This window comes from Massilia haematophila, from assembly GCF_042647645.1.
GTDB lineage: Bacteria > Pseudomonadota > Gammaproteobacteria > Burkholderiales > Burkholderiaceae_D > Telluria > Telluria haematophila.
In genome coordinates, this window is the sequence record NZ_JBHRVV010000001.1 from 3,122,329 (window position 1) to 3,147,027 (window position 24,699).

Annotated in this window: 22 protein-coding genes and 1 pseudogene; 14 read left to right on the forward strand and 9 right to left on the reverse strand. The window is 68.1% G+C overall.

Features of this window, described 5'->3' with window-relative positions:
- Positions 1-18: 18 nt before the first annotated feature.
- Together ACFOPH_RS13925 and ACFOPH_RS13930 are read right to left on the reverse strand one after the other, a co-directional pair.
- Entirely contained in the window at positions 19-1,620 is a 1,602-nt protein-coding gene (locus ACFOPH_RS13925) for a DHA2 family efflux MFS transporter permease subunit (protein WP_379735867.1), read from the reverse strand.
- A 31-nt stretch (positions 1,621-1,651) separates the two neighbouring features.
- Positions 1,652-2,809, reverse strand: a complete 1,158-nt coding sequence (locus ACFOPH_RS13930) for an HlyD family secretion protein (RefSeq protein WP_379735869.1) — start codon at positions 2,807-2,809, stop codon at positions 1,652-1,654.
- Between the two features lie 113 nt (positions 2,810-2,922).
- Between ACFOPH_RS13930 and ACFOPH_RS13935 the strand changes: the two genes are divergently transcribed.
- Complete coding sequence (locus ACFOPH_RS13935) at positions 2,923-3,579, forward strand: TetR/AcrR family transcriptional regulator (RefSeq protein WP_312552562.1); 657 nt, start codon at positions 2,923-2,925, stop codon at positions 3,577-3,579.
- A 156-nt stretch (positions 3,580-3,735) separates the two neighbouring features.
- Positions 3,736-3,918: a hypothetical protein gene (locus ACFOPH_RS13940; RefSeq protein WP_312552561.1), complete on the forward strand. Its 183-nt coding sequence runs from the start codon at positions 3,736-3,738 to the stop codon at positions 3,916-3,918.
- An 85-nt stretch (positions 3,919-4,003) separates the two neighbouring features.
- On the opposite strand, the gene ACFOPH_RS13945 is transcribed toward ACFOPH_RS13940, so the two are convergent.
- Positions 4,004-6,079: a putative bifunctional diguanylate cyclase/phosphodiesterase gene (locus ACFOPH_RS13945; RefSeq protein ID WP_379735871.1), complete on the reverse strand. Its 2,076-nt coding sequence runs from the start codon at positions 6,077-6,079 to the stop codon at positions 4,004-4,006.
- 120 nt (positions 6,080-6,199) lie between these two features.
- Positions 6,200-7,165, reverse strand: a complete 966-nt coding sequence (locus ACFOPH_RS13950) for an alpha/beta hydrolase (protein WP_379735873.1) — start codon at positions 7,163-7,165, stop codon at positions 6,200-6,202.
- Positions 7,166-7,506: 341 nt separating this feature from the next.
- Here ACFOPH_RS13950 and ACFOPH_RS13955 point away from each other — a divergent pair, with 341 nt between their 5' ends.
- From ACFOPH_RS13955 to crtB, 5 genes are read left to right on the forward strand one after another with little or no spacing between them, the layout of a single operon-like run.
- On the forward strand, positions 7,507-8,475 hold the full coding sequence (locus ACFOPH_RS13955) for a polyprenyl synthetase family protein (protein WP_379735875.1): 969 nt from the start codon (positions 7,507-7,509) through the stop codon (positions 8,473-8,475).
- 31 nt (positions 8,476-8,506) lie between these two features.
- Complete coding sequence (locus ACFOPH_RS13960; protein ID WP_379735877.1) at positions 8,507-9,871, forward strand: glycosyltransferase; 1,365 nt, start codon at positions 8,507-8,509, stop codon at positions 9,869-9,871.
- Complete coding sequence (gene crtY / locus ACFOPH_RS13965) at positions 9,864-11,060, forward strand: lycopene beta-cyclase CrtY (RefSeq protein ID WP_379735879.1); 1,197 nt, start codon at positions 9,864-9,866, stop codon at positions 11,058-11,060. The genes ACFOPH_RS13960 and crtY overlap by 8 nt, the downstream gene beginning before the upstream one ends.
- Complete coding sequence (locus ACFOPH_RS13970) at positions 11,057-12,547, forward strand: phytoene desaturase (RefSeq protein ID WP_312552159.1); 1,491 nt, start codon at positions 11,057-11,059, stop codon at positions 12,545-12,547. Before crtY ends, ACFOPH_RS13970 begins: the two co-directional genes overlap by 4 nt.
- Positions 12,544-13,518: a 15-cis-phytoene synthase CrtB gene (crtB, locus tag ACFOPH_RS13975; protein ID WP_312552157.1), complete on the forward strand. Its 975-nt coding sequence runs from the start codon at positions 12,544-12,546 to the stop codon at positions 13,516-13,518. The genes ACFOPH_RS13970 and crtB overlap by 4 nt, the downstream gene beginning before the upstream one ends.
- Here crtB and ACFOPH_RS13980 read toward each other — a convergent pair.
- The gene (locus tag ACFOPH_RS13980; protein ID WP_379735882.1) at positions 13,409-13,948 is read right to left on the reverse strand and encodes a sterol desaturase family protein; all 540 of its coding nucleotides are present in this window, start codon (positions 13,946-13,948) and stop codon (positions 13,409-13,411) included. The genes crtB and ACFOPH_RS13980 overlap by 110 nt on opposite strands.
- Before the next feature lie 112 nt (positions 13,949-14,060).
- Here ACFOPH_RS13980 and ACFOPH_RS13985 point away from each other — a divergent pair, with 112 nt between their 5' ends.
- Entirely contained in the window at positions 14,061-14,489 is a 429-nt protein-coding gene (locus ACFOPH_RS13985) for a DUF2141 domain-containing protein (protein WP_379735884.1), read from the forward strand.
- A 154-nt stretch (positions 14,490-14,643) separates the two neighbouring features.
- A complete protein-coding gene (locus ACFOPH_RS13990) occupies positions 14,644-14,886 on the forward strand; it encodes a hypothetical protein (RefSeq protein ID WP_312552152.1) in 243 nt (80 codons plus the stop codon).
- Between the two features lie 138 nt (positions 14,887-15,024).
- Here ACFOPH_RS13990 and ACFOPH_RS13995 read toward each other — a convergent pair whose 3' ends face one another.
- On the reverse strand, positions 15,025-15,321 hold the full coding sequence (locus tag ACFOPH_RS13995) for a hypothetical protein (RefSeq protein ID WP_312552151.1): 297 nt from the start codon (positions 15,319-15,321) through the stop codon (positions 15,025-15,027).
- A gap of 275 nt (positions 15,322-15,596) precedes the next feature.
- On the opposite strand from ACFOPH_RS13995, the gene ACFOPH_RS14000 reads away from it, so the two are divergent.
- The 5 genes from ACFOPH_RS14000 to aqpZ all read left to right on the forward strand — a co-directional run bounded on the left by ACFOPH_RS14000 (position 15,597) and on the right by aqpZ (position 20,397).
- Positions 15,597-16,022 carry a DUF2141 domain-containing protein gene (locus ACFOPH_RS14000; RefSeq protein WP_312552150.1) on the forward strand — a complete coding sequence of 142 codons (426 nt, stop codon included), beginning with the start codon at positions 15,597-15,599 and terminating at the stop codon, positions 16,020-16,022.
- 7 nt (positions 16,023-16,029) lie between these two features.
- Positions 16,030-17,535, forward strand: a complete 1,506-nt coding sequence (locus tag ACFOPH_RS14005; RefSeq protein WP_379735887.1) for a carotenoid oxygenase family protein — start codon at positions 16,030-16,032, stop codon at positions 17,533-17,535.
- Positions 17,536-17,549: 14 nt separating this feature from the next.
- Positions 17,550-18,710 (forward strand): sensor histidine kinase, encoded by a 1,161-nt coding sequence (locus ACFOPH_RS14010; protein WP_379735889.1) that lies wholly within the window; start codon positions 17,550-17,552, stop codon positions 18,708-18,710.
- A gap of 20 nt (positions 18,711-18,730) precedes the next feature.
- A complete protein-coding gene (locus ACFOPH_RS14015) occupies positions 18,731-19,489 on the forward strand; it encodes a LytR/AlgR family response regulator transcription factor (RefSeq protein ID WP_379737934.1) in 759 nt (252 codons plus the stop codon).
- Between the two features lie 143 nt (positions 19,490-19,632).
- On the forward strand, positions 19,633-20,397 hold the full coding sequence (gene aqpZ / locus ACFOPH_RS14020; protein WP_379735891.1) for an aquaporin Z: 765 nt from the start codon (positions 19,633-19,635) through the stop codon (positions 20,395-20,397).
- Between the two features lie 23 nt (positions 20,398-20,420).
- On the opposite strand, the pseudogene ACFOPH_RS14025 reads toward aqpZ, so the two are convergent.
- From ACFOPH_RS14025 to lpdA, 3 genes and pseudogenes are all read right to left on the reverse strand, one after another.
- Positions 20,421-21,290, reverse strand: a pseudogene (locus ACFOPH_RS14025) (NAD(P)-dependent oxidoreductase); the annotation flags it as partial.
- Positions 21,291-21,405: 115 nt separating this feature from the next.
- A complete protein-coding gene (locus ACFOPH_RS14030) occupies positions 21,406-22,614 on the reverse strand; it encodes a site-specific DNA-methyltransferase (RefSeq protein ID WP_379735893.1) in 1,209 nt (402 codons plus the stop codon).
- 217 nt (positions 22,615-22,831) lie between these two features.
- A complete protein-coding gene (lpdA, locus tag ACFOPH_RS14035) occupies positions 22,832-24,688 on the reverse strand; it encodes a dihydrolipoyl dehydrogenase (RefSeq protein WP_379735895.1) in 1,857 nt (618 codons plus the stop codon).
- Positions 24,689-24,699: the final 11 nt, after the last annotated feature.

The window sequence follows — 24,699 nt, forward strand, 5'->3', positions numbered from 1 at the left end:
CTCTTCAATCGAATGGGTTCAACGGCCGCCGCCAGCGCCGCCGGGGGACTTGACCTTGTCGGCCAGCCAGACCACGGCGATGCACGAGATCAGGACCAGGCCGACGATCCAGAAACCGTCGTTGTAGGCCATCACATAGGATTCGCGCCGCACGATGCGGTCGAGCGCGGCGATCGCCTGGCTGGCGGCAGTCGCCGGGTCGATACCGCTGGCGATGAAGGCCTGGGTCATCTGGTCCAGGCGCTCCTGGGTCGCCGGTGCATAGCTCGACACCGCTTCGCCGATGCGCGCCGAGTGGAAGTGCTCGCGGTTGGTGAGCGAGGTGGCCAGCAGGGCGATGCCGACCGAACCGCCCAGGTTGCGCGTCATGTTGAACAGGCTCGAGGCCGAGGGCATGTCCTTCGGCGCGATGCCCTGCATCGCGAAGTTCGACAGCGTCAGCATCACGAAGGGCTGGCCGATGGCGCGGATGATCTGGGTCACCATCAGCTGGTCGTAGCCGGTGCTCGCGTCCATGAAGGCGTTCATCAGGCAGGAGCCGCCGAACAGCAGCAGGCCGAAGCTGCACATGATGCGGTTGTCGACTTTCGACGACAGCGCCGCCGCGAACGGCATCACGATCAGCTGCGGCAGGCCGACCCAGGCGATCACTTCGCCGATCTGCATCGGCGTATAGCCGGCGATCTGGCCGAGGTACAGCGGCAGCAGGTAGGACGAACCATACAGCCCCATGCCGGTCACGGCCGACAGCGCGGTCGCGACCAGGAAGTTGCGCTGGCCGTAGAGGCGCAGGTTGACGAAGGACTGCTGGCGGACAAAACTGTTCGCGATCCAGCCGAGGATGCCGACCAGCGCCAGCGCCGCGAAGGTGATGATGAACTGCGAATCGAACCAGTCCTTCGAGTTGCCCTCTTCCAGGAAGATGGTCAGGCAGCCCAGGCCCATCGCCATCAGGGAGATGCCGAGCCAGTCGGCATTGACCAGCTGGCCGACCTGCATCTTCTCCTTGTCCAGGCCGTAGACCATGCCGGCGATGAGCAGCACGCCCGGCACCCAGTTGATGTAGAAGATCGAGGGCCAGCCGTACAGCTCGGACAGGTAACCGCCGAGGGTCGGGCCCATCGCCGGTGCCAGCGTTGCGGTCAGGCCGAAGATGGCCATGCCGACCGCGCGCTTCGAGCTCGGCAGGCGCGTCATCACCAGCGTCATCGCCATCGGGATCAGCGCGCCGCCGGTGAAGCCCTGCAGCATGCGGAAGACGATCATGCTTTCCAGGTTCCAGGCCGCGCCGCACAGGGTCGAGAAGACCAGGAACAGCGCGGTGGTGCCGATCATGTAGTTGCGCACCCCGAAGGCGCGCGCGAACAGCGCCGTCATCGGGATCACGACGATCTCGGCGCACAGGTAGGCGGTGGAAATCCAGGAGCCCTCTTCCTGGGTCGCCGACAGCGTGCCCAGGATGTCGCGCAGCGACGAGTTGGTGATCTGGATGTCGAGCACCGCCATGAAGGCGCCGAGCATGCCGGCGGCAACCGCGATCCAGGTGCGCAGGTCGACGCGCGCGCCGGCGGCCGGCGCGCCCGGGAAGGCGGCTGGCGCGGCCTTGGTCGTAGTGCTCATGGTGGTCCTTGGCTAGGTATTGGCTAAGCGCTTACTTCGCCGAGGCAGTCCGGGTCGCCTCGGCCTTCTGGCGCAGGTCGATCTCGGCCACCACCGACATCCCCGGCACCAGGCGGCCGGCCAAGCGCTGCTGGTCCTGCTGCGACAGCGTGATCTTCACCGGCACGCGCTGGACGATCTTGGTGAAGTTGCCGGTCGCGTTATCGGCCGGCAGCAGCGCGAACTGGTTGCCCGAGGCCGGCGAGAAGCTGTCCACGCGGCCGACCAGGTGCTCGTCCGGCAGCGCGTCGACCGCCAGTTCCACTTCCTGGCCGGGCTTCAGGCCGGCCAATTGCGTTTCCTTGAAGTTGGCGGTGACCCACACCTTGTCCTCGACCACGGCGACCAGTTGCTGGCCCGGCTGCACGCGCGCGCCCACTTCGACGCTGCGGCGGCCGATGCGGCCATCGACCGGCGCCAGGATGCGGCTGTAGCCGAGCTGCTGCCGGGCGTCCTTCAGTTGCGCCTGCAGCACCTTGATCTGGGCGTCCAGCACGTCGCGCGCCGAGCTGGCGGCCGCGATCTGGGCTTTCGCCGCGTTGGCGGTGTCGCGGCGCGCGGCGACGTCGGCGGTGGCGGCGGCTTTCGCGGCGTTGGCGGCATCCACCTCGGCCTTCGAGACGGCCTTCATCTGGGTGGTGTACAGCTGGCCGAAGCGCTCGGCGTCCTGGCGCGCGCGCACCAGGAGGGCCTGCGACTGGCCGACCTGGGCGCTGGCCGCCTCGGCCTGGGCGCGCACTTGCGCCACCTGGGCTTCGGCCTGGATCACCTGCTGCTTCGCGCTGGCGATTTGCGCCTCGATCTGCTCGACGCGCACGTGCTGGTCGGCGGGGTCGAGCTCGGCGATCGGGTCGCCGGCCTTGACGTGCTGGTTGTCTTCGACCAGCACGCGGGTGACGACGCCGGCGATGCGCGAGGACACCGGGTGCACGTGACCGGCGACGTAGGCATTCTCGGTCTCGACGAAGTTATGGCTGCGGTACCACATGCGGCCGCCGGCGACGATCGCGGCCAGCGCGATCAGCCCGACCACGGTCAACACGCGCTTGTTGGGCGGCGTCTTGCCGGCGGCGGCGGGTGCGGCAGCAGATGCGGCGGGTGGAACGGCGCCGAGCGGCTTGTGCTCGACCGAAGTCTGCGGTTGGGACATGAAGGCAACTCCGAAAAAGGAATAAGGGTTGTCCTACATTATTCGGCATACGCCCCAGTTCGTCAAGAAATGAAACGGTTGCATTTCATTTCCGCGTGCTTTACAGTGATGCCATGAGCAAACCATCGCAAGCAAGCGTTTCCACCGGCGTCCGCAGTGCCGGACGGCCGAAGGCAAGCGACGTCGAAGCCCGCACCCAGGACCTGATCGACGCCGCCGCCGCCCTGTTCCTGGCCAACGGCTATACCCGCACCAGCCTCGAAGCCATCGCGCGCGCCGCGCGCGTTGCGGTGCGCACCATCTACGTCAAGTTTGGCGGCAAGGCCGGCCTGCTCAATGCGGTGCTGCTCTCGCGCCGCGACCAGTTCTTCCGCATGCGCGACATGGACAAGGACCTGCGCCCGCTGCGCGACGTGGTCGGCGATTTCGCCCACCAGTTCTACGACCTGCTGTGCACGGAGCAATTGATTGCGATGCAGCGCGTGGTGATCGCCGAGGCGCCCAGCAACCCCGAGCTGGCCGAGACCTTCTACAGCGCCGGTCCGCGCCTGACGCGCGACATGCTCGACCGCTTCTTTAGCCGACCGGACGTGCGCGCCCAGTTGCGCACCGACCTGCCCTTCGGCCAGTTGCCGGCCCTCCTCACCAGCACCATCGCCGGCGACAGCGTGCAGCGTTTCGTGTTTCCGAACGCCCAGCCGCCGCGCGAAGAGGCCCATCGCCTGCTCGACGAGCGGCTGGAATTGTTCTTCCGCGCAGTATTAAGATAAGAGTTCTGCGTAGGATATTGCTTAGGGATACTGCTGAGCAAATGTGCGTCAACGCACCGACCTGGTGCGCCCGCTGTGCGAACCTGACTGCCTTATCAAGGAGGATGTCATGGATCTCAACAAGAACATCACAGCGTTGAATCGCGGGGAGGCGGCATGAGCAAGTCCTCCCGTTACGAATGGCGCGACCAGCAGGCCGCGCTGCACGAGCGCATGAAAGGCTTCCTGCAAAACCCCGGCAACGAACAGCTGGAAGCGGTCGTCGCCGAGATGCGTGCCTATGCCGATGCCGCCAAGTCCGGTCATATCGACATTCCGAAGACCTGGACTGCGTACTGAGCTGATCCGAGCAGTGTGATGACGCGATGCCGCCCGGCGTGAGCCCGGCGGCATTTTTCTTGGGCTGAGCACGGCCACGGCACGCTTAAACGAACAGGTGCTCGTACTGCGCCTGGTAATACCACTCGACCAGATGGTCGGGCCGGATCGGCTTACTGATGAAAAACCCCTGCCCCAGGTCGCAGCCGATGTTGGCCAGCATCTTGATGCCGGCCTGGGACTCGATGCCCTCGGCGATGACGGTCATGCCCAGCTTCTTGCCGAGCGCGATGACCGTTTCCGCGATCGCCAGGGAGCGCGCATCGGTGTCGATGTTCAGGATGAAGGACTTGTCGATCTTTAGTTTGTTGATCGGGAACTGGGACAGGTAGCTCAGGCTGGAGTAGCCGGTGCCGAAGTCGTCGGGCGCGATGCTGACCCCATCGTGCTTCAGGCGCGCCAGCATGTCGGCGGCCTCTTCCACGTCGCTCATGATGGCGCTCTCGGTGACCTCGAACTCGATCCAGGACGGATTGACGCCGCTATGCTGGATGATGCGCGCGGCCCGCTCGCTGAAGTCCTTTTCCCGGAACTGCACCGCCGAGACGTTTACCGCCATGCGCAGCGGCGGCAGGCCCAGGTTGCGCCACTTCTCATGCTGCAGGCAGGCCTGCTGCAGCACCCATTCCCCCAGCGGCTTGATCAGGCCGATGCGCTCGGCCGCGGCGATGAAGCGTTCCTGCGCCATGTTCGACGCATCCATGCCGCGCCAGCGCAGCAGCGCCTCCACGCCCACGAACTTCCTGCTGCGCAGGTCGATGAAAGGCTGGTACACCAGGTCGAAATCGCTGTCCGTGATGCTGTGGCGCAGCCGCTGCTCGAGGTCGAAGGTCTGCCTGGCATGCAGGTAGATTTCCTGCGTGAAGAACTGGCAGGTATTGCGCCCGGCGTTCTTGGCGTGGTACATCGCCGCATCGGCGTGGCGGATCAGGGTATCGAGATCGTCGCCGTCGTTCGGATAGACGCTGATGCCGATGCTGGGCGAGGTCCGCAGTTCCAGCGCATCGATGCGATAGGGTTCGCTCAGGGTATGCAGGAACCCGGATGCCATGCGCAGGACGGCATCGTCGGCACGGATGTCGGACAGCACGGCCACGAACTCGTCGCCGCCGAGCCGGCCGACCAGGTCGTTGCCGCGCAACCCGGATTTCAGGCGCTGCGCCACCTGTTGCAGCATCTTGTCGCCGACCGTGTGGCCATAGGTATCGTTGATCGGCTTGAAGCGGTCGAGGTCGAAGAACAGGATCGCGATGCTGTCGCCATGGCGCCTGGCCGAGGCCAGCAGGTGCGCGCCGAGCTCGTAGACCAGGGCGCGGTTCGGCAGGCCGGTGAGCGGATCGTGGCGCGCCGCGTGCAGGATTTTTCTTTCCGCTTCGCGGCGCTCGCTGATGTCGGCGATATAGCTGACTACCAGGCGGCCGGACGGTACGTCGGCGACCGCCAGGCTGGCTTCGGCCGGGAACAGGCTGCCGTCCTTGCGCCTGCACTGCAGTTCCTGGAGCTCGCTGACGGATCCCAGGGTATCGGCGTTGAAGAGATTGTTCAGGCCCTCGCCCCTGAGCTGGCGCAGGCCATTGACCACCAATACCTCGAACGACTGGCCGATCAGCTCGCCCGGCCTGTAGTCGAACACGCGCGCCACGGATTCGCTCGCGAAGCGGATCTTGCCGTCGCTGCCGATGCCGAGGACGGCGGTCGGCGACGCGCCCAGCAAGGCGCCGAGGGTATGTTCCCGCTCCTGCGCGCTGAGCAGGAAGGCATGGGCCCGCCCTTCGGCACGCTCGAGTACGGCGGCCATGGCGCAGATGAACAGGCAGACCGTGATGAACACGACCATCGCGCCCATGTCCTGCGGCCGGCTGATGTAAAAGGTGAATTCAGGCACCACCAGCAGCAGCGCCAGCAGCAGCGACACGCTTGACGCAAACAGCGCCGGCCGCCACCCGCCCAGGATGGCGCTGGCCATGACGGGAATGTAGAACAGGCCGAACGGCGTGCGCTGCCCAAGGTAGCGGCGGCCCTGGTATTGCAGGAAGGCGCAGGCGAGCACGAGCACGAAGGTGACGGCAAACGGATGCCTGGTCCTGATGCCGGGTCCCGGGAATACTTTGCTGAAAAACATGCCGCCGCTCCTGGCGCGAATCCTTGCCCGGCGCGAAAACGGTGCGGCAGGCGAAGGACGACGGCACCAGCTTACGCCGCTGGCATCGATATGTCAGGCAAGCGTGTGCGCAGCAGGGACTTAGCGGCTTGGGCGGTTTCCACCCAGCAGGAACACCAGCGGCGCCTCCAGCCGCGCCGCCCACGCCTTCTCGTTGTGGTCGTCTTCCGGGAACACCTTGCTGAGGTAATTCGTCTTGTTATAACCACGGTCGCGCGCGATCTGGTCGACGAACACCTGGTAGGGCCCGTACAGCGCGTCGAGGCCGACGCCGCCGTGGTCCTGGTACAGCTTGTGCCCCTGCGGCGCCGGCAGCTTGCGGTTCAGGTAGTTGAAGGCCGCCAGCGGCAGCGCGGCGTTCGGCTTGCCGATGCCGGGCCAGTGGGTCGACAGGCCGGCCGCGCCGCCGAAGACCTGCGGATACTCGCTCATCGCGTAGACCGAGATCAGGCCGCCCATGCTCGAGCCCATGACGAAGGTGCCGGCGGCATCCCGGCGCGTGGCGTAGTTCGCGTCGATGAAGGGTTTCAGTTCCTGCACCAGGAAGCGCAGGTAGTCGTCCGCCTTCGGCGCGCTCTTCAGGCCTTCGCGCTGGAAGACCGCGCGCGCCTCGGGCGCCATCTCGTCCAGGAACTTCTGCGGGAAATATTCGAAGTAACGGTTCTGCTCGATGTTGAAGACGCCGACGACGATGGTGTCGTCCACCTTCCCTTCGCGCATCAGGCGCGCCAGCGTGTCCTGCACGCCCCACGCCGTCCCGTTCCAGGTGGTCCTGGCATCGAACAGCATCTGGCCGTCGTGCATGTAGAGCACCTGGAAGCGCTTGCCGGCACGCGCCTTGTCGGCATAGCCGTCCGGCAGCCAGACTTCCACCGGGCGCGGCGCGATGAACTTCGAGGGCGGCAGCGCCAGGCGCTCGAGCTTGCCGACGGCGACCTGGGCCAGCGTCGGGGCGGCGGGCGGCGCGGCCTGCGCCGGAAGGGCGGCGGACAGAGCAGCAGACGCGGCGATGGACAGGCAGAGGCAGGCTTGGGCGAACGGCTTCACGGGGTCTCCGGCAAGAAGAGGGATGGACAATACGGATGAGCCGGCATTATGCCGGACAAGGCGCTGCCCGGCCGTGGAAGTCGGCGCTGACCCGCCTTTGTCCCGCATCTGGCATCGTTTGCCGGCGTTCGGCGCCATCTCAAGACAGGCAGACCAGCCAATGATTATCCTGCCCTGACGGCCTCGACGCACAGGAAAAATGGCGCCAGAGTAAATTTGCCGAATTTGTCTATACCGCACACGCTTGACAAGGTTAATCATTGCTTAACTTTATTTCCGGTATGATGGCCTGCAAATTCATCAATTTTTCGACCATCCAGATCTCGGCGGAGGAAACGCGCATGACTACGCAAGCACGACGGTTCGCCAGGCTCGATGTGGAAAACCGGGAAGACGCCGCAGGGGCCGAACTGGCCCTCGTCCGCCAGGAACTCGAAGAGCGCCTGGCGTTCCTGCTGACCGACTGCGGCCCGCCGTCGGACCCGCTGGCGGGCGCCATGCGCGCCGCCGCGCTCGGCGCCGGCAAGCGCATGCGCCCGCTGCTGCTGATGCTGGTCGCGCGCGACCTCGGCTGCGATTCGCCGGCCCTGACCGACGTCGCCTGCGCCGTCGAGCTGGTGCACGCCGCTTCCCTGATCCTCGACGACCTGCCCTGCATGGACGACGCCCGGCTGCGCCGCGGCAAGCCGACCATCCACGTCCAGTTCGGCGAGGACGTCGCCATCCTCGCTTCCATCGCCCTGCTCAGCCGCGCCTTCGGGATCCTCGGCGCGGCCCAGGACGTGCCGCCTGCCGTGCGCGCGCGGCTGGTGGCGCGGCTGTCGCAAACGATCGGCGCCCAGGGCCTGGTGCGCGGCCAGTTCCTCGACCTGCAGGGCGGCGCCCGCTCGCCCGAGGAAATCGCCACCACCAACGAACTCAAGACCGGCGTGCTGCTCGGCGCCGCGGTCGACATGGCGGCCATCATTGCCGAGACCGACGACTGCGTGGCGCAGGCGCTGCGCAACTTCGCGCTGGCCGCCGGCCAGGCCTTCCAGATCCGCGACGACTTCCAGGACGATCCCGGCATGGACAGCGCCGTTACCGGCAAGGACACCGGCAAGGACATCGGCAAGGCCACGCTGATCAATACGCTCGGCTTCAAGGAAGCCCGGCGCCGCTTGATGGAACACCTGCTCGAGGCCGACCGCTGCCTGACCGACGCCATCGGCAGCAAGCAGGGCACGCGGCGCTTCGTGGGCAGCCTGTTCGGCCAGGACGCGCAGCGGCATTTCGCGGTCCAGGAACCCGGCTACGCCGTCCACCATTGATCACGCTGGCGCAGCGGTAAAGGACCTTCGCATGGCCCACTTCGGCGTGGTTGCACCGGCTTTCTACAGCCACTACAGCGCGATGGCGGCGCTCGGCGCCGAGCTGGTCGCGCGCGGCCATCGCGTCACCTTCCTGCACCAGGTCGACGCCGGCGCCCACCTGCAGGGCCTGCCGCTGTGCTTTCATGCGCTGGGCGCGGCCAGCCACCCGGCCGGCTCGCTGGCGGCGTCGGTGCGGCGCGCGGCGAATCCCGGCGGCCCGCTCGGCCTGCGCCGCGTGATCCAGGACATGGCGCGCACCACCGACATGCTGTGCCGCGAACTGCCGCCGGCGATCGAGGCGCTCGGCATCGAGTTTCTCCTGTGCGACCAGATGGAGGCGGCCGGCGCCCTGGTGGCCGAAGGCATGAAGCTGCCCTTCGCCTCGGTCGCCAATGCGCTGCCGGTCACCCGCGAACCTGGCATCCCGCTGCCGGTGATGCCCTTCGCCTATGAGGACAGCGAGCGTGCGCGCCACATCTACCAGGGCAGCACCCGCGTCTACGACTGGCTGATGACGCCGCATGCCGAGGTCATCGAGGCGCACGCGCGCCGCCTGGGGCTCGGGCCGCGCCGCGCCCTGCACGACTGCCTGTCGCCGCTGGCCCAGGTCAGCCAGACCACCGAAACCTTCGACTTCCCGCGGCGCGAGCTGCCGGCTTACTTCCACCACGTCGGGCCGCTGCGCTTTTCGACAGCCAGCGCCAGCGCCGCAGGCACGCCCGGGAAGCAGGCCATGCCGCCGGTGGCGCCCGGCCGTCCCTTCGTGTTCGCCTCGCTCGGCACCTTGCAGGGCGGACGCTACGGCCTGTTCAGGCGCATCGTGCGCGCCTGCCGCCGGCTCGACGTGCAACTGCTGGTGGCCCACTGCGGCGGCCTCGACGCGCGCCAGGAGCAGGCCCTGCGCGACGCCGGCGCCGACTGGGTCTGCGCTTTTGCCCCACAGCAGGAAGCCCTGGCGCGCGCCGACGCCGTGATCTCGCACGCCGGCTCGAACACGGTCATGGATGCGATCGCCCACCGCACGCCCATCCTCGGCCTGCCGATCGCTTTCGACCAGCCCGGCGCGGCGGCGCGCATCCGCCATGCGGGCATCGGCCTCACCATCGCACCGCACTTCGCCACGCCCGGCCGGATCGCCGGCCGTTTGCAGCGCCTGCTCGACGAACCCGGTTTCGCGCAGCGCATGGCGCCGCTGGCCGAGGACCTGGCGCGCTCGGGCGGCACGCCGCGCGCGGCCGACATCATCGAGGTGGCGCTCGGCCTAAAGCAGCCGGGACTGAAGCAGCCGGACCTGACGCCGACACGCCCGGCTTCGCGCGAGGACACGCCGCAGGGCGTGGCCAGCCTTGGATAAGCCCGGCGCGGCGGGGGGCGAACCCGCCTGGGACCTGATCCTGGTCGGCGGCGGGCTGGCCAACGGCCTGATCGCCTGGCGCCTGCACACGACCCGCCCCACCCTGCGCATCCTGCTGCTGGAAGCGGCCGGCCGGATCGGCGGCAACCACACCTGGTCGTTCCACGACGGCGACTTGACCGATGAACAGCGCCAGTGGCTGGCGCCGCTCGTGTCCGCGCGCTGGCCGCGCTACGACGTGGTCTTCCCCGAGTTCGCGCGCACGCTCGACAGCGGCTACGCCAGCGTGACCTCGGGCGAATTCGCGCGCGTCATCGAAGCGGCGCTCGGCCCCGCCCTGCGCCTGGACACGCGCATCGAGACGCTCGGCCCGACCAGCGTGACCCTGGCCGGCGGCGAGACCCTGCACGCGCATGCCGTGATCGACGGCCGCGGCGTGCGCGCCACCAGCCGGCTGGCGCTGGGCTACCAGACCTTCCTCGGCCAGGAAGTGCGCCTGGCGGCGCCGCACGGACTCACCGCCCCCATCATCATGGACGCCAGCGTCGAACAGCAGGGCGGCTACCGCTTCGTCTACGTGCTGCCTTTCGACGCGCACAGCCTGCTGATCGAGGACACGCATTACGTCGACAGCGGCGCCTGGGAACCCGAGCGCCTGCGCGCGAACATCGCGGCCTATGCGCAGGCGCGCGGCTGGCGCATCGCCGAGCTGCTGCGCGAGGAGCACGGCTCGCTGCCGATCGTGCTGGCCGGCGACTTCGACGAGTACTGGCGCGACCTGGCCGGCCAGCCCTGCGCCGGCCTGCGCGCCGGCCTGTTTCACTCGACCACCGGCTATTCGCTGCCGCATGCGGTGCGCCTGGCCGAGCGCATCGCGACGTTTTCGGATTTCAGCGCGCCGCGCCTGTTCGCCGCGATCCGCGACGAAGCCGGCAAGGAATGGCGCCAGCAGCGCTTCTTCCGCCTGCTCAACCGCATGCTGTTCCTGGCCGGCAGCCCCGATAAACGCTGGCGCGTGATGCAGCGCTTCTACCGCCTGCCGTCCGGCTTGATCGCACATTTTTATGCCGGCCGCCTGAGCCTCGGCGACAAGGCGCGCCTGCTCACCGGCAAGCCTCCCGTACCCCTGCTGGCCGCCTTCTCGGCCGCCTGCAAGATCCACCCCCGTCAGATCAGGAAACCCGAATGAACGAACGCAAAACCGCCGTGGTCGTCGGCGCCGGATTCGGCGGCCTGGCCCTGGCCATCCGCCTGCAGGCCAGCGGCATGCAGACCACCCTGCTCGAGAAGCGCGACAAGCCGGGCGGGCGCGCCTACGTCTACGAAGACCAGGGCTTCGTGTTCGACGCCGGCCCCACCGTGATCACCGATCCATCCTGCATCGAGGAATTGTTCGACCTGGCCGGCAAGCGCATCGAGGACTACGTCGAGATGCTGCCGGTCGCACCCTTCTACCGCCTGTGCTGGGAAGACGGCAGCCATTTCGACTACCTGAACGACCAGGAAGCGCTGGACCGCCAGATCCACGCGCGCAATCCGGCCGACGTCGAAGGCTACAAACGCTTCCTCGCCTATTCGAAGGCCGTGTTCGAGGAAGGCTACATCAAGCTCGGCGCCGTGCCCTTCCTGTCGTTTCGCGACATGATCCAGGCCGGGCCGCAACTGGCGCGCCTGCAGGCCTGGCGCAGCGTCTACGGCATGGTCTCGCGTTTCATCCAGGACGAGCACCTGCGCCAGGCCTTTTCCTTCCACTCGCTGCTGGTGGGCGGCAACCCGTTTGCCACGTCCTCGATCTACACCCTGATCCACGCGCTGGAGCGGCGCTGGGGCGTGTGGTTCCCACGCGGCGGCACCGGGGCGCTGGTCAAGGCCCTGGTCAAGCTGTTCGAGGACATCGGCGGCCATATCGAGCTGAACGCGCCGGTGGCGCGCATCGAAACGCAGGGCGAGCGCGCCAGCGGCGTACGCCTGGAAGACGGGCGCCTGTTCGCGGCCGATGCGGTGGCCTCGAACGCCGACGTGGTGCACACTTACGCCAAGCTGCTGGGGCACGACGCGCGCGGCGTGGCCGAGGCCCAGGCGCTGCGCAAGAAGCGCTTCAGCAATTCGCTGTTCGTGCTCTACTTCGGGCTGGACCACCATCACTCGCAACTGCAGCACCACACGGTCTGCTTCGGCCCGCGCTACCGCGAACTGATCAAGGACATCTTCAACGGCGAAACGCTGGCCGAGGATTTCTCGCTCTACCTGCACGCCCCCTGCGTCACCGACCCCTCGCTGGCGCCGCCCGGCTGCGGCAGCCACTACGTGCTGGCGCCCGTGCCCCACCTGGGCAATGCGCCGATCGACTGGGAAGTCGAAGGGCCGCTCTACCGCGACCGCATCTTCGAGTATCTCGAAAAGCGCTACATGCCTGGCCTGCGCAGCCAGCTCGTCACCAGCCGCATCTTCACGCCGCTCGACTTCCGCGACCAGCTCAATGCCCACCACGGCTCGGCCTTCTCGCTCGAACCGATCCTGACGCAAAGCGCCTGGTTCCGCCCGCACAACCGCGACAGCGCACTGGCCAACCTCTACCTGGTCGGCGCCGGCACCCATCCGGGCGCGGGCGTGCCCGGCGTGATCGGCTCGGCCAAGGCGACCGCCGGCCTGATGCTCGGGGAGGTCGCGGCATGAGCGAAGCATTGATGGATCACGCCACCCAGACGATCGAGGTAGGATCAAAAAGCTTTGCCGCAGCGGCAAAACTTTTTGCTCCCAGAACGCGGCGCGGCGTGCTGATGCTGTACGCCTGGTGCCGCCATTGCGACGACGTGGTCGACGGCCAGGAGCTCGGCTTTGCCTCCAGCGCGCCGGCGCCGCACGACGCCGCCGCCGAGCTGGCCCTGCTGCGCGAACAGACCCGGCGCGCCTATGCCGGCGCCCCCATGCACGACCCGGCCTTTGCCGCCTTCCAGGAAGTGGCCCTTACGCACGCCATCGAGCCGCGCCATGCCTACGACCATCTGGAAGGCTTCGCCATGGACGTCGCGGGCGCGCGTTACGAGACCATCGAGGACACCCTGCGCTATTGCTACCACGTGGCCGGCGTGGTCGGGCTGATGATGGCGTCGATCATGGGCGCGCGCGATCCGCAGGTGCTGGACCGCGCCTGCGACCTGGGCCTGGCTTTCCAGCTGACGAACATCGCGCGCGACATCGTCGACGACGCCGCCATCGGGCGCTGCTACCTGCCGGCCGCCTGGCTGCTTGATGCCGGTATCCCGCCGGATGAAGTGGCGCTGCCGCGGCACCGCGCGGCGCTGGCGACGGTCGCTGCACGCCTGGTCGACCATGCCGAGCCCTACTACGACTCGGCGGCCGTCGGCCTTTCGGCGCTGCCCTTGCGTTCGGCATGGGCGATCGCCACCGCGCGCCGGGTCTACCGCCAGATCGGCATCGAGGTAAAACGGCGCGGCGCGCACGCCTGGGACCGGCGCGCGGGCACCTCGAAGCTGACGAAACTGTGGCTGTTGCTGCGCGGCGGGCTGGACGCGCTCAGTTCACGGATTCGGACGGGGGCCGCGCCGCGTCCGGCGCACCTGTGGCGTCGCCCCGGTGGCGGCGCTGCAGGCGGCCTCCATGGCGTGCCTGCAACTGCTGCTTGAGCGTCTCGACCGGCGGCGCGTACAGGAAGCCGAAGGACACCGCGCCGTCCTTGCCTTCCACCGCGTGGTGCATGCGGTGGGCCTGGTAGAGGCGCTTCAGGTAGCCGCTTTTCGGCACGTAGCGGAAGGGCCAGCGCCGGTGCACCAGGCCATCGTGGGCGACGAAGTACAGGAAGCCATAGGCCGTCATGCCGGCGCCGATCCATTCGAGCGGATGGTGGCCGCGGGTGCCGGCGTAGATCAGGGCGATGGCGACGCCCGCGAAGACCACGGCGTACAGGTCGTTCTTCTCGAACCGGCCGCTACGCGCTTCGTGGTGCGACTTGTGCCAGCCCCAGCCGAAGCCGTGCATGACGTACTTGTGCGCGACGATGGAGAAGATTTCCATCGCAACGACGGTGAGCACGACAATGAAGATGTTGAATAGCATTGCGATGGACGGCCACGGAAACGGGAATATCCAAGCCTACCATGGCGTACGGCGCGCACGGCTGGGATTTCCCCCCTCCCGGCTGCAACTTTTAACGGATAAAGGATGACGCATGTTTTTCAGGACAGTTCTGGGTTGCACCCTCTTCTACGCAGCGATCGGCGCAGCATCGATCGGCACGGCAACGGCCGCCACGGTCGAGGTGCGGGTGTCGGGCGTGAGTGCCGGCAAGGGCAAGGTGAACGTCGCCGTCTGCGACAGGGAGCGCTTCCTGAAGCAGTGCAGCCATAGCGGTTCGGCGCCGGCCAAGGCGGCCGAGACGGTCGTCACGCTGAAGGACGTGCCGCCCGGCACCTGGGCCGTGCTGGCCTACCAGGACGAGAACGAGAACAACGAACTCGACCGCAACTTCATCGGTATCCCCAGCGAAAACTACGGCTTCAGCCGCAACGCGCGCGGCAAGTTCGGGCCGCCCGGCTTCGAGGACGCGGCGATCGAGGTGCAGGGCGAGCTGACGGTGGCGCCGGTCAGGCTGAAATAGGCGGAACAGCGCGCTGGCAGGGCCATTGCTGCACATGGCCGCGCTTGTTTCGGCCAACATGTAAAAGTGACAATTTGCGATATTTCACGGCAGGGGCGCATGCTAGAGTCCTGGGATGGGCGCATGGCGCCCGTTCAATGACCATGGAGCGAAGATGAACAAATTTTGTCTGCTGGCAGCTGTGATGGTGACGATTGCCGGCTGCGCGAACACCGGTACGGATGCGTCGGCTACCGGAACGAAGGAACGCGTTGCCGATGCCTACCGACCGACCGGCACCCTGATTCCGCGTAAAAAGTCCGAAAGCAACTCCGTCAACACGAGCGAAGTGAACAAGCAGGCGCTCGAGAACGACCGCATGACCAGCCCGGTCAACATCCCCACGGGCGGCCGCTAGGGTCTATCTGACTGAACTCAAGCCGTTTCGGCTCTGCCAGCAGAGTGGAGCGGGGCCGTTTGCGCGTTCAGCTAGCGCATGACAATAGTAGCGCGCCGGTTATGGCCGCCAAAAACACATTTATTTCTGGGCGAGTACCTAGGCCAGCGCGCCGTTGTCCATCACCCGCATCAGGAAGTGAATCTTGCGCGGCGCCCGGTGCCGCTCGTGGATTTCGCGCGTCAGTACCTCGACCCGGCGCGGCTGCAGCGCCAGCTGGCGCACGTCGATCGGCGCGCCGGCGGCCAGGTTGCCGGCGAACTGGGCCGCGAGCTGCTGGGACACGGTCCCGGTCAGCGTGACCGGCACCCCGTGCAGCGTCGTCTTCAGCTCGAAGCTGCGCGACTCCGGCAGGACAAACACCGTTCCGACATATTCTTTGCCGATCTCTTCCATGGTTGTCTCCTTCGACACGCACTGTGGCATCGCGCCGCGTTGGCAAGGTCTGCACTTTTGTCCCTTCATGATAGCAAGCCGGCGGCGCAGCACAACACCTGCGCCCGACCTGGCCCGCGCTTCCTGATTGCGCTGGTGCTCGTGCTGCCGCTTGTGCTGCAACTCGCGCCATCCCGCTGCAACTGGCGCCGCCCTGCTCCCCGCTCGTCGCAAGGGCGAACGGCCCGGCGGGCGGCTCGCTACAGTGGCCTCACTCGAACCCACCGGAGACCACCATGCAAGCACGCCGCACCGCCGCCCACTTCGTCCTCTCCCTCGCGCTGTCCGCCGCCGCGGCCGCCCATGCCGGCGACCTCGTCATCACCGTCGAGGGCGTCAAGAGCAGCGAGGGCCAGCTCATGGTCGCGCTCTACGATGCGGCCGAGGGCTTCCTCAAGCGCAGCGTGAAGGTAGGCGCCGCACCGGCCGCCGCGGGCAGCACCACGGTCGTGATCAGGGACGTCGCGGCCGGCAGCTACGGCTTTGCTCTCTTCCACGACGCCAATGGCAACGGCAAGAGGGACACGAACATGATGGGCATTCCCGTCGAACCCTATGCCTTCAGCAACAACGCGCTCGGCAACATGGGCCCGCCGAGCTTCGACCAGGCCCGCTTCACGGTCCCGGCCGCGGGCGCCGCCGTCACCGTTTCCCTGCGCTGAGGCCGCCATGGACCGCCGCCATTTCCTCCAGGCCGGGATCACCCTGGGCGCGCTGGCTGCGGCCGGCAGCGCGCGCGCCGATGCCGAGACCCTGCGCCGCTTCCACGCCGCCCTCGCCCGCGACAAATCGCTCGCGGTCTACGCCGACCTGGCCGGCGAGCAGTCGGGCACTGCCGTCGTCAAGGGCCGCCTGCCGCGCGACCTGCAGGGCAGCTTCTACCGCAACGGCCCCGGGCGCTTCGAGCTCGGCGGCGAGCGCTACCACCACTGGTTCGACGGCGACGGCTTCGCGCAGCGCTGGACCATCGCCGGCGGCAAGGTCGCCCACCATGGCCGCTTCGTCGAAACCCGGCGTTTCCTCGACGAGTCGCAGGCCGGCCAGTTCCTGTATCCCGCCTTCGGCACCCATGTGGCGCGGCGCGGCGTGCGCGACAACGACACGATGAACGCCGCCAACACCAACCTGCTGCCCTTCGCCGGCCGCCTCTATGCGCTGTGGGAAGGCGGCTCGGCCACGGAGATGGATCCCGACAGCCTGGCCACCGTCGGCATCAAGACCTGGCGCGAGGACATCCAGGCGATGCCCTTCTCGGCCCACCCGAAGCTCGACCCGGAGGGCGGCATGTGGAACTTCGGCGCGATGCCTGGCGCCAACCGCCTGGCCCTGTACCGGATCGGCGCCGACGGCGCCCTGCAGCGCACTGCCATCGTCGAGGTGCCGCAACTGGCGCTGGTGCACGATTTCGTCGTCAGCGCGAAGCACCTGATCTTCGTGGTGCCGCCCTACGACCTCAGCGCGGACCGCGGGCGCAGCCTGGCCGAGCGTCACATCTGGGCTGGAGGTGGAGCTGAAGGCGGCCCGCAGGCGCGGCCGACGCGCATCGTCGTGGTGTCCAAGGACACGCTCGCCGTGCGTCAGGTGTTCGAGCTGCCGCCGCAGATGGTGTTCCACTTCGGGAACGCCTGGGAAGACGGCGCCTGCACCCGCTTCGACCTGGTCCTGCACCAGGGCGATGCCTTGGCCGGCCTGGGCGGCCTGATGCTGGGCGAGCGCCAGCCGAACACGTCGGGCCACAGCCAGGCGGTGCAGGTCTGCCTCGACTACGCCAGCGGAAAGGCGACCAGTACCCGCCTGCTCGGCGCCAGCGAGTTCCCGCGCGTGATGCCGCAAGTGGTCGGCCAGCGCCACCGCCGCCTGGCCCTGCTCGGCTGCGACCGCGCCAACCGCGAACTCGTGCTCGATACCGTCCACCTGGTCGACACCGACAGCGGCAAGGCCGACAGCTACCGCTTCGAAGCCGGCTGGCAGGTCGAGGAGCACGTGCTGGTGCCGCGCCGCCATGCCCGCCTTGAGACCGATGGCTACCTGGTCGGCGTGGCGCAGGACACACGCAAGGGCATCACGGCGCTGACGGTGTTCGACGCCGGCCACGTCAGCGATGGCCCGCTGGCCGTCGCCAGCTTGTCCTATCGCACCGCGCATTGCTTTCATGGTAATTTTGCAAGCTCATGAACCATTCCACTTTTATGGACAACACCGAATCCGCCGCGCAAGGCAGGCATCCGCTCGAAGCCATCCTGCCCCTGCGCCGCGCGCAAGCGTCGCCCTGGCGCGACTTGTTCTTCACCTTCGTCTGGAATTGCCTGGTCGGCACGGTGCTGACGGCGGTCGAGCAGTTGCTCGCCAGGACGCCGCCGTCGCTGCTGGGTAACTGGCTGGGCATGCTGCTGGCAGCCAACATCGTCGGTTTCCTGATCCATGGCGCCTTGTTTGCCGTGTACCGCTGGGCGCCGCAGCTGATGACGGGCAAGCGCCAGACGCGGCGCCTGGTGCAGATCGTCGTGGCGGGCGTGTGCGCCATCGTCGGCATCGCCCTCGCCCGGGTCTTGCTGTCGGGTGACGATCCGCTCGGCCTGATCCGCTCGAACGCGCTGACCAGGATCGCGGCCTATGCCATCGTCACCGCCGTGATCATGCGCATCTCGCTCTCGATCGGCGAACGGCGCGCCGAGCGCGCCACCCAGGCCGCGCGCCAGCAGGAGCAGATCGCAACGGCCGGCAGACTGCTGTCCGAGGCCCGCCTGCGCGCCCTGCAGGCCCAGATCGAGCCGCACTTCCTGTACAACACCCTGGCCAACGTGGTCAGCCTGATCGACACCCAGCCGGCGCAGGCGCGCCGCATGCTGGAGCGCTTCATCGACTACCTGCGGGCCAGCCTCGCCGCCAGCCGGGCCGAGGCCGCCACGCTCGGCGGCGAACTCGACCTCGTGCGCGCCTACCTCGACGTGCTCGCGGTGCGCCTGGGCCCACGGCTGCGCTACCGGATCGAGGCCGAACCCGACTGCCGTACGCTGCCGATCGCGCCGATGCTGCTGCAGCCGCTGGTCGAGAACGCCGTCATGCACGGCATCGAACCCAAGCTCGAGGGCGGCGAGATCGTGGTGCGCGCCAGCCTCGTCGGCGACGCCTTGTGCGTCGAGGTCGGCGACACCGGCATGGGCCTGGCCCAACCCGCGCCGCCGCGTCCGGGCGGCGGGGTCGGCCTGGCCAACCTGCGCGAGCGGGTGCGCCAGCTGCACGGGCCCGGCGCCGGGCTACAATTACTCGAAAACCAGCCCTGCGGCGTGCGCGCGCGCCTGCTGCTGCCATTCACCAAGGTGCCGCCATCGACTCCCCACGCGCCCTGATCGCCGACGACGAACCCCACCTGCTCGATTACCTGGCCGCCCAGCTGGCGCAGGCCTGGCCGGAGCTGCGCATCGTGCGCGCCGCCAACGGCGTGCAGGCGCTCGAACTGATCGATGTGCTGGCGCCCGAGGTCGTCTTCCTCGACATCCGCATGCCGGGCCTCACCGGCCTCGAGCTGGCCGCGCGCCTGTGCGCCGGCGGCCGGCCGCCGCGCGTCGTGTTCACCACCGCGCATGAAGAGTACGCACTGAAGGCCTTCGAGCATGCCGCCTTCGATTACCTGCTCAAACCTATCGGGCTGGACCGTCTGCAGCGCACCGTCGAGCGGCTGCGCGAGGCCCTGCGCGCATCCACGCCGGCCCCGAACCTGGCGCCGGATGCCTTGCAGGCCCTGCTGCGCCAGCTCGGCGCGGCCCAGGGCGCGACCGCAGCAGCACCCGCTCCGGCGCCGGCGCCGCTGCAATGGATCCGCGCCGCGCAGGGCCAGGACACGCGCCTGATCGCCATCGACGAAGTGATTTACTTCCAGAGCAACGACAAGTACACCAGCATCTTCCTGCCGGACGGCGAAAGCCTGATCCGCACGCCGCTGTCGAAGCTGAAGGAACAGCTCGACCCGCAGCAGTTCTGGCAGATCCACCGCGGCGTGATCGTCGCCGCCCGCCACGTGGCCGGCACCCGCACCGATTTCCGCGGGCGGCTGCACGTCAGGCTCAAGGGGCGGGAAGAGCAACTGGTGGTCAGCCGCAACTACGTCGACCTGTTCCGCCAGATGTAGAGCAGTCCGGCCTGTACTGGGCTTCAGGCGGGCTGCTGCACGATTTGGCTGGCGTCCGGCGAGCATGCGCCTAGAATGATTGGTGCCCCGCGGCGTCCGTGGCGGATGGCGCGGCTTCCTGCACCTTTCGCGAAGGAGTAGCCATGTTGCGCAAACTGATCGCCGAATTCATCGGCACCTTCTGGCTCGTGCTGGGCGGCTGCGGCAGCGCCGTGCTGGCCGCCACCTTCCCCGAGGTCGGGATCGGCCTGACCGGGGTGTCGCTGGCCTTCGGGCTGACCGTGTTGACCGCAGCCTATGCGCTCGGTCCGATCTCCGGCGGCCACTTCAATCCCGCCGTCACGCTTGGGCTCTGGGCCGGCGGACGCTTCCCCGCCAAGCTGATCGGCCCCTACATGCTGATCCAGGTCGCCGGCGCCATCGCCGCAGCGGCGGTGCTGTACGCGATCGCCAGCGGCAAGCCCGGCTTCGATGCGGCCGCCGGCTTCGCCGCCAACGGCTATGGCGAGCACTCGCCGGGCAATTGCGCGCTCGGCTCCGCCATCATCTGCGAGGTGGTGATGACCTTCATGTTCGTGCTGATCATCCTCGCCGCCACCCATGCACGGGCCCCGGTCGACTTCGCCGGCCTGGCGATCGGCCTGGCCCTGACCCTGGTCCACCTGATCAGCATCCCGGTGACCAATACCTCGGTCAACCCGGCGCGCAGCACAGGACCGGCCCTGTTCGCCGGCGCCTGGGCGGTCTCGCAGCTGTGGCTGTTCTGGCTCGCGCCGCTGCTGGGCGGAACGCTGGCCGGCGCCCTGTACCGGATCCTGCTCGAACGCGAAGAGGCGCCCTCGGTGACCGGCGAACGCCGGACCATGCGCGGCGAGCGCCGCGGCGCGCTGGTGACGGCGCACCGCTGAGATGTTCCGGCGCGGACCGCACCCTACTTCGACATGCGCGCCAACGCCGCCAGGTCGAGATCGCCGTCGCCGCGCTGCACGGCTTCCTGCAGCGTGTCGCGCAACACCGAGCCGAAACGCAGGCGCAGGCCCTGCCCGGCCGCGGCGTCGTTGGCCAGGCCCACGTCCTTCAGGCCGAGCGTGAGCTTGAAGCCGGCGGGGCTGTAGCGCTCCTGCGCGATCATCCCGCCGTAGCCCTTGTAGACGGGCGAGCCGGCGAACAGGGTCTGGCTCAGGAGGTCGAGGAAATCCGCGGCCGGGATGCCGTGCGCGCCGGCCAGCGCCGCCGATTCGCCCATCGCTTCGATCGCGCAGGCCAGCGCCAGGTTGGCGCCGAGCTTGACCGCGTTGGCCTGTTCCGGCGCCTCGCCGAAACACCAGGTCTTCTGCCCCATCAGGTCGAACAGCGGCTGGACGCGCTCGATCAGCGCGGCCGGACCGGCCGCGACGATGTTCAGCTTGCCGGCCGCGGCGACGTCGACCCGGCCCAGCACGGGCGCCGCGACATAGCCGACGCCGCGCGCGGCGTGCAGCGCCGCCATCTCGCGCGCAAAGGCGACCGAGACGGTGGCCATGTTCACGTGGATGCTGCCGGGCTGCAGTGCATCGAGCACGCCGCCCTCGACCAGCACGGCGCGCGTGGCCGCATCGTCGGCCAGCATCGTAAACAGCACGTCGACCGCGCCCGCCGCGGCCGGACTGTCGACGGCGTGCGCGCCCTGCACCGCCAGTTCCTGCATGGGCCCCGCGCTGCGGTTCCACACGCGCAGCGGGTGCCCGGGGCGCAGCAGGTTCGCCGCCATCCCGCGTCCCATGGCGCCCAGGCCGATGAATCCGATATCCATGTTGTCGCTCCTTGTTGTGCGCCTGAATTGTGCGCCTGAATGCGGCCGATGCGCTCATTGAAGCAGCATTTCGGGATCGGCGGCGCGGCAAGGCCGGCGCCGCGCATCCCGGCTGCCGATGCGCTCACGAGATGCCAGGCGCCGCCAGCGTGTAGAAGTCGAAGCCGCCGCCGCCCTTCCAGGCCAGCGCCGGCGACATGCCGCCCTGGTCGCGGCCGTCGATCACCATCCTCAGGCGCGGCACGATATGCGATTCGCAATGCCGGCCGCATTCGACCATCACCCAGCGCCGCCCCATCTTGTGCGCCACCGCCCCGGTCGTCCCCGAGCCGGCGAAGCAGTCCAGCACGATGTCGCCGGGCGCGGTCGCCAGGTGGATGATCCGGTGCAGCAGCCGTTCGGGCTTCGGGGTGTCGAAGGGCTGGTCCGGATGGACGGCCCTGGCCTCGTCGCGCGCCTCGTGGTTGTGGCCGGCCTCGGCATGCAGCCAAATGGTCGGGCTGGGCGTGCCCGCGTCCGCGAGCTCGGCCAGGAAGGTCTTGCGCGCGGGCGCGGTGGTGCCGCGCTTGCCGAACCAGATCTCGCCGCCCTGGTCAAGGCGCCGCAGCGTCTCGCTGGAGAAGCGCGGAAAGGTCCCGGCCGGCGGCTGCCACACCGCGCCATTGCTGAAGGTGAACGAGAACGCCCGGCTGCCGTGCGACCCGCTTTTCGCATGCAGCGGCGTGGCCTTCCATGGTCCCTTCGGATGGCGATCGGGATTGCGATAGCGCGCCTTCATGACCTCGGTGCGCGGCAGCCGGTTCGGGCGCCACTGCGTCTTGTCCTTCGCATACACGAGGATGTGGTCGTGATTGTCCGACAGCCACCGGGCGTCGTTCGCGATCGTGTACTTCTTCTGCCAGACCACGTTGGCGACGAAGTTCGCGCGGCCGAAGATTTCGTCGCACAAGACCTTCAGGTAGTGCGACTCGTGGTCGTCGATCGAGATCCACAGGGAACCCTGCTCCGACAGGAGTACCCGCAGCAGTTCCAGGCGGTCGCGCATCAGGCCGAGCCAGCGCGCATGCGCGAGGCCGTCGTCGTACTGGGCGAACGCGCTGCCCGTGTTGTAGGGCGGGTCGATGAAGACGCAACGCACCCGGCCCGCATAGTCGGGCGCGAGCGCCGCCAGCGCCGCCAGGTTGTCGCCGAAGACCAGCTTGTTCCCGAGGCGCCGGTCTGCGCGCTCCTGGCCGGGGGCATGGTACGAGAGCGCGGGCACCTCGACCAGCACGCCGGGTGCGACCGGGCGCCGCTCGCTCTTGCTTGTCCAGCTCAGTGCGGGCTTGTCCATCCATCCTCCCAACGATCGACACAGCCATGCTGTCTCGCTGCCGTCCGTTCGGATATTCCCACACTCCAGCCAGGTGTCGAGGACCAAGGCGAGAGGCGTTTGGGAGGCATCAACATGACGAAAAAAAACGGGACCATCCGGTCCCGTTTTTCTCGTCGATGCGACGCTGCCGCTTAGTTGCCGCTTAGTTGCCGCTTAGTTGCCGCTTAGTTGCCGCTTAGCGCTTGCGCGGCGGCGGCAAATCGGTGCAGACGCCCTTGTAGACTTCCGCCGCCATGCCGATCGACTCGCCCAGGGTCGGGTGCGGGTGGATGGTCTTGCCGATGTCCACGCCGTCCGCGCCCATCTCGATGGCGAGGGCGATCTCGCCGATCATGTCGCCGGCGCTGGTGCCGACGATGGTGCCGCCGATGATGCGGTGGGTCTCGGCGTCGAACAGCAGCTTGGTGAAGCCTTCCGAGCGGCCGTTGGCGACGGCGCGGCCCGAGGCGGCCCACGGGAAGTGGCCCTTCTCGACCGCGATGCCCTTCTGCTTGGCTTCGTCCTCGGTCAGGCCGACCCATGCCACTTCCGGATCGGTGTAGGCCACCGACGGGATCACCTTTGCGTCGAAGAAGGCCTTCTCGCCGTGCGCGGCTTCGGCCGCGACGTGGGCTTCATGCACGGCCTTGTGCGCCAGCATCGGCTGGCCCACCAGGTCGCCGATGGCGAAGATGTGCGGCACGTTGGTGCGCATCTGGCCGTCGACCGGGATGAAGCCGCGGTCGGTGACCGCCACGCCGGCTTTGTCCGCGGCGATCTTCTTGCCGTTCGGGCTGCGGCCCACGGCCACCAGCACCAGGTCGTAGGTCTGCGGCGCCGGTGCGGCCACGCCCGCTTCGGCCGACTCGAACGTCACCTTGATCCCTTCCGGCAGCGCTTCCACGCCGACGGTCTTGGTCTTCAACATGATGTTGTCGAAGCGGTGTGCGTTGAACTTCTGCCAGACCTTGACCGCCTCGCGGTCGGCGCCCTGCATCAGGCCGTCCATCATCTCGACCACGTCGATGCGCGCACCCAGGGTCGAGTACACGGTTGCCATTTCCAGGCCGATGATGCCGCCGCCGATGACCAGCATGCGCTTCGGTACCTGGCGCAATTCCAGCGCGCCGGTCGAGTCGACGATGCGCGGATCTTCCGGCACGAAGGGCAGCTTCACCACCGAGGAACCGGCCGCGATGATCGCTTTTGCGAACTTCACGACCTTTTTCGCGCCGTCCGGGCCGGTGACTTCGATGTGGTTCGGGCTGAGGAACTGGCCCACGCCCTGCACCACGTTGACCTTGCGTGCCTTGGCCATGCCGGCCAGGCCGCCGGTCATGGTCTTGATGACCTTGTCCTTGTAGGCGCGCAGCTTGTCGATGTCCACATCCGGCTTGGCGAAGGAGACGCCGAGGTCGGCCATGTGCGCGGTCTCGTCCATGATGTGCGCCACGTGCAGCAGCGCCTTGGACGGGATGCAGCCCACGTTCAGGCAGACGCCGCCGAGGGTGGCGTACTTCTCGACCAGCACCGTGTTCATGCCGAGGTCGGCCGAGCGGAAGGCGGCCGAATAGCCGCCGGGGCCGGCGCCCAGCACCATCATTTCGCATTCGACGTCGACCTGGCCGCTGTAGCTGGCCGCGTTCGGCGCAGGCACGGCGTTCGGGGCGGCGGCGTCGGCCTTGTGGGCCGGTGCGTACGAATCGGTCGGGCCTGCGGCCGCGGTGGGAGCCACGGCCTGCGCGCCGATCTGCGCAGCAGGCGCGGCAGCGGCAGGCGCCGGCGCCGAAGCGGCAGGCGCATCCGCACCCGCACCGCTTTCCTCGACGGTCAGCAGCAGCGAGCCTTCGTTCACCTTGTCGCCGACCTTGACCTTCAGTTCCTGCACCACGCCGGCGTGGGTCGACGGAATCTCCATCGAGGCCTTGTCCGACTCGACGGTGACGAGCGACTGGTCGACCTTGATGGTGTCGCCCGGCTTCACCATCAGCTCGATGATCTCGACGTCCTTGAAGTCGCCGATGTTCGGGACCTTTACTTCAACAGTACTCATGCTCGGCGCTC

Coding starts and splice junctions, on each gene's coding strand:
- ACFOPH_RS13925 (WP_379735867.1), bottom strand. CDS start 1,620: ATGAGCACTACGACCAAGGCCGCGCCAGCCGCCTTCCCGGGCGCGCCG.
- ACFOPH_RS13930 (WP_379735869.1), bottom strand. CDS start 2,809: ATGTCCCAACCGCAGACTTCGGTCGAGCACAAGCCGCTCGGCGCCGTT.
- ACFOPH_RS13935 (WP_312552562.1), top strand. CDS start 2,923: ATGAGCAAACCATCGCAAGCAAGCGTTTCCACCGGCGTCCGCAGTGCC.
- ACFOPH_RS13940 (WP_312552561.1), top strand. CDS start 3,736: ATGAGCAAGTCCTCCCGTTACGAATGGCGCGACCAGCAGGCCGCGCTG.
- ACFOPH_RS13945 (WP_379735871.1), bottom strand. CDS start 6,079: ATGTTTTTCAGCAAAGTATTCCCGGGACCCGGCATCAGGACCAGGCAT.
- ACFOPH_RS13955 (WP_379735875.1), top strand. CDS start 7,507: ATGACTACGCAAGCACGACGGTTCGCCAGGCTCGATGTGGAAAACCGG.
- ACFOPH_RS13960 (WP_379735877.1), top strand. CDS start 8,507: ATGGCCCACTTCGGCGTGGTTGCACCGGCTTTCTACAGCCACTACAGC.
- ACFOPH_RS13970 (WP_312552159.1), top strand. CDS start 11,057: ATGAACGAACGCAAAACCGCCGTGGTCGTCGGCGCCGGATTCGGCGGC.
- crtB (WP_312552157.1), top strand. CDS start 12,544: ATGAGCGAAGCATTGATGGATCACGCCACCCAGACGATCGAGGTAGGA.
- ACFOPH_RS13980 (WP_379735882.1), bottom strand. CDS start 13,948: ATGCTATTCAACATCTTCATTGTCGTGCTCACCGTCGTTGCGATGGAA.
- ACFOPH_RS13985 (WP_379735884.1), top strand. CDS start 14,061: ATGTTTTTCAGGACAGTTCTGGGTTGCACCCTCTTCTACGCAGCGATC.
- ACFOPH_RS13990 (WP_312552152.1), top strand. CDS start 14,644: ATGAACAAATTTTGTCTGCTGGCAGCTGTGATGGTGACGATTGCCGGC.
- ACFOPH_RS13995 (WP_312552151.1), bottom strand. CDS start 15,321: ATGGAAGAGATCGGCAAAGAATATGTCGGAACGGTGTTTGTCCTGCCG.
- ACFOPH_RS14000 (WP_312552150.1), top strand. CDS start 15,597: ATGCAAGCACGCCGCACCGCCGCCCACTTCGTCCTCTCCCTCGCGCTG.
- ACFOPH_RS14005 (WP_379735887.1), top strand. CDS start 16,030: ATGGACCGCCGCCATTTCCTCCAGGCCGGGATCACCCTGGGCGCGCTG.
- ACFOPH_RS14010 (WP_379735889.1), top strand. CDS start 17,550: ATGGACAACACCGAATCCGCCGCGCAAGGCAGGCATCCGCTCGAAGCC.
- aqpZ (WP_379735891.1), top strand. CDS start 19,633: ATGTTGCGCAAACTGATCGCCGAATTCATCGGCACCTTCTGGCTCGTG.
- ACFOPH_RS14030 (WP_379735893.1), bottom strand. CDS start 22,614: ATGGACAAGCCCGCACTGAGCTGGACAAGCAAGAGCGAGCGGCGCCCG.
- lpdA (WP_379735895.1), bottom strand. CDS start 24,688: ATGAGTACTGTTGAAGTAAAGGTCCCGAACATCGGCGACTTCAAGGAC.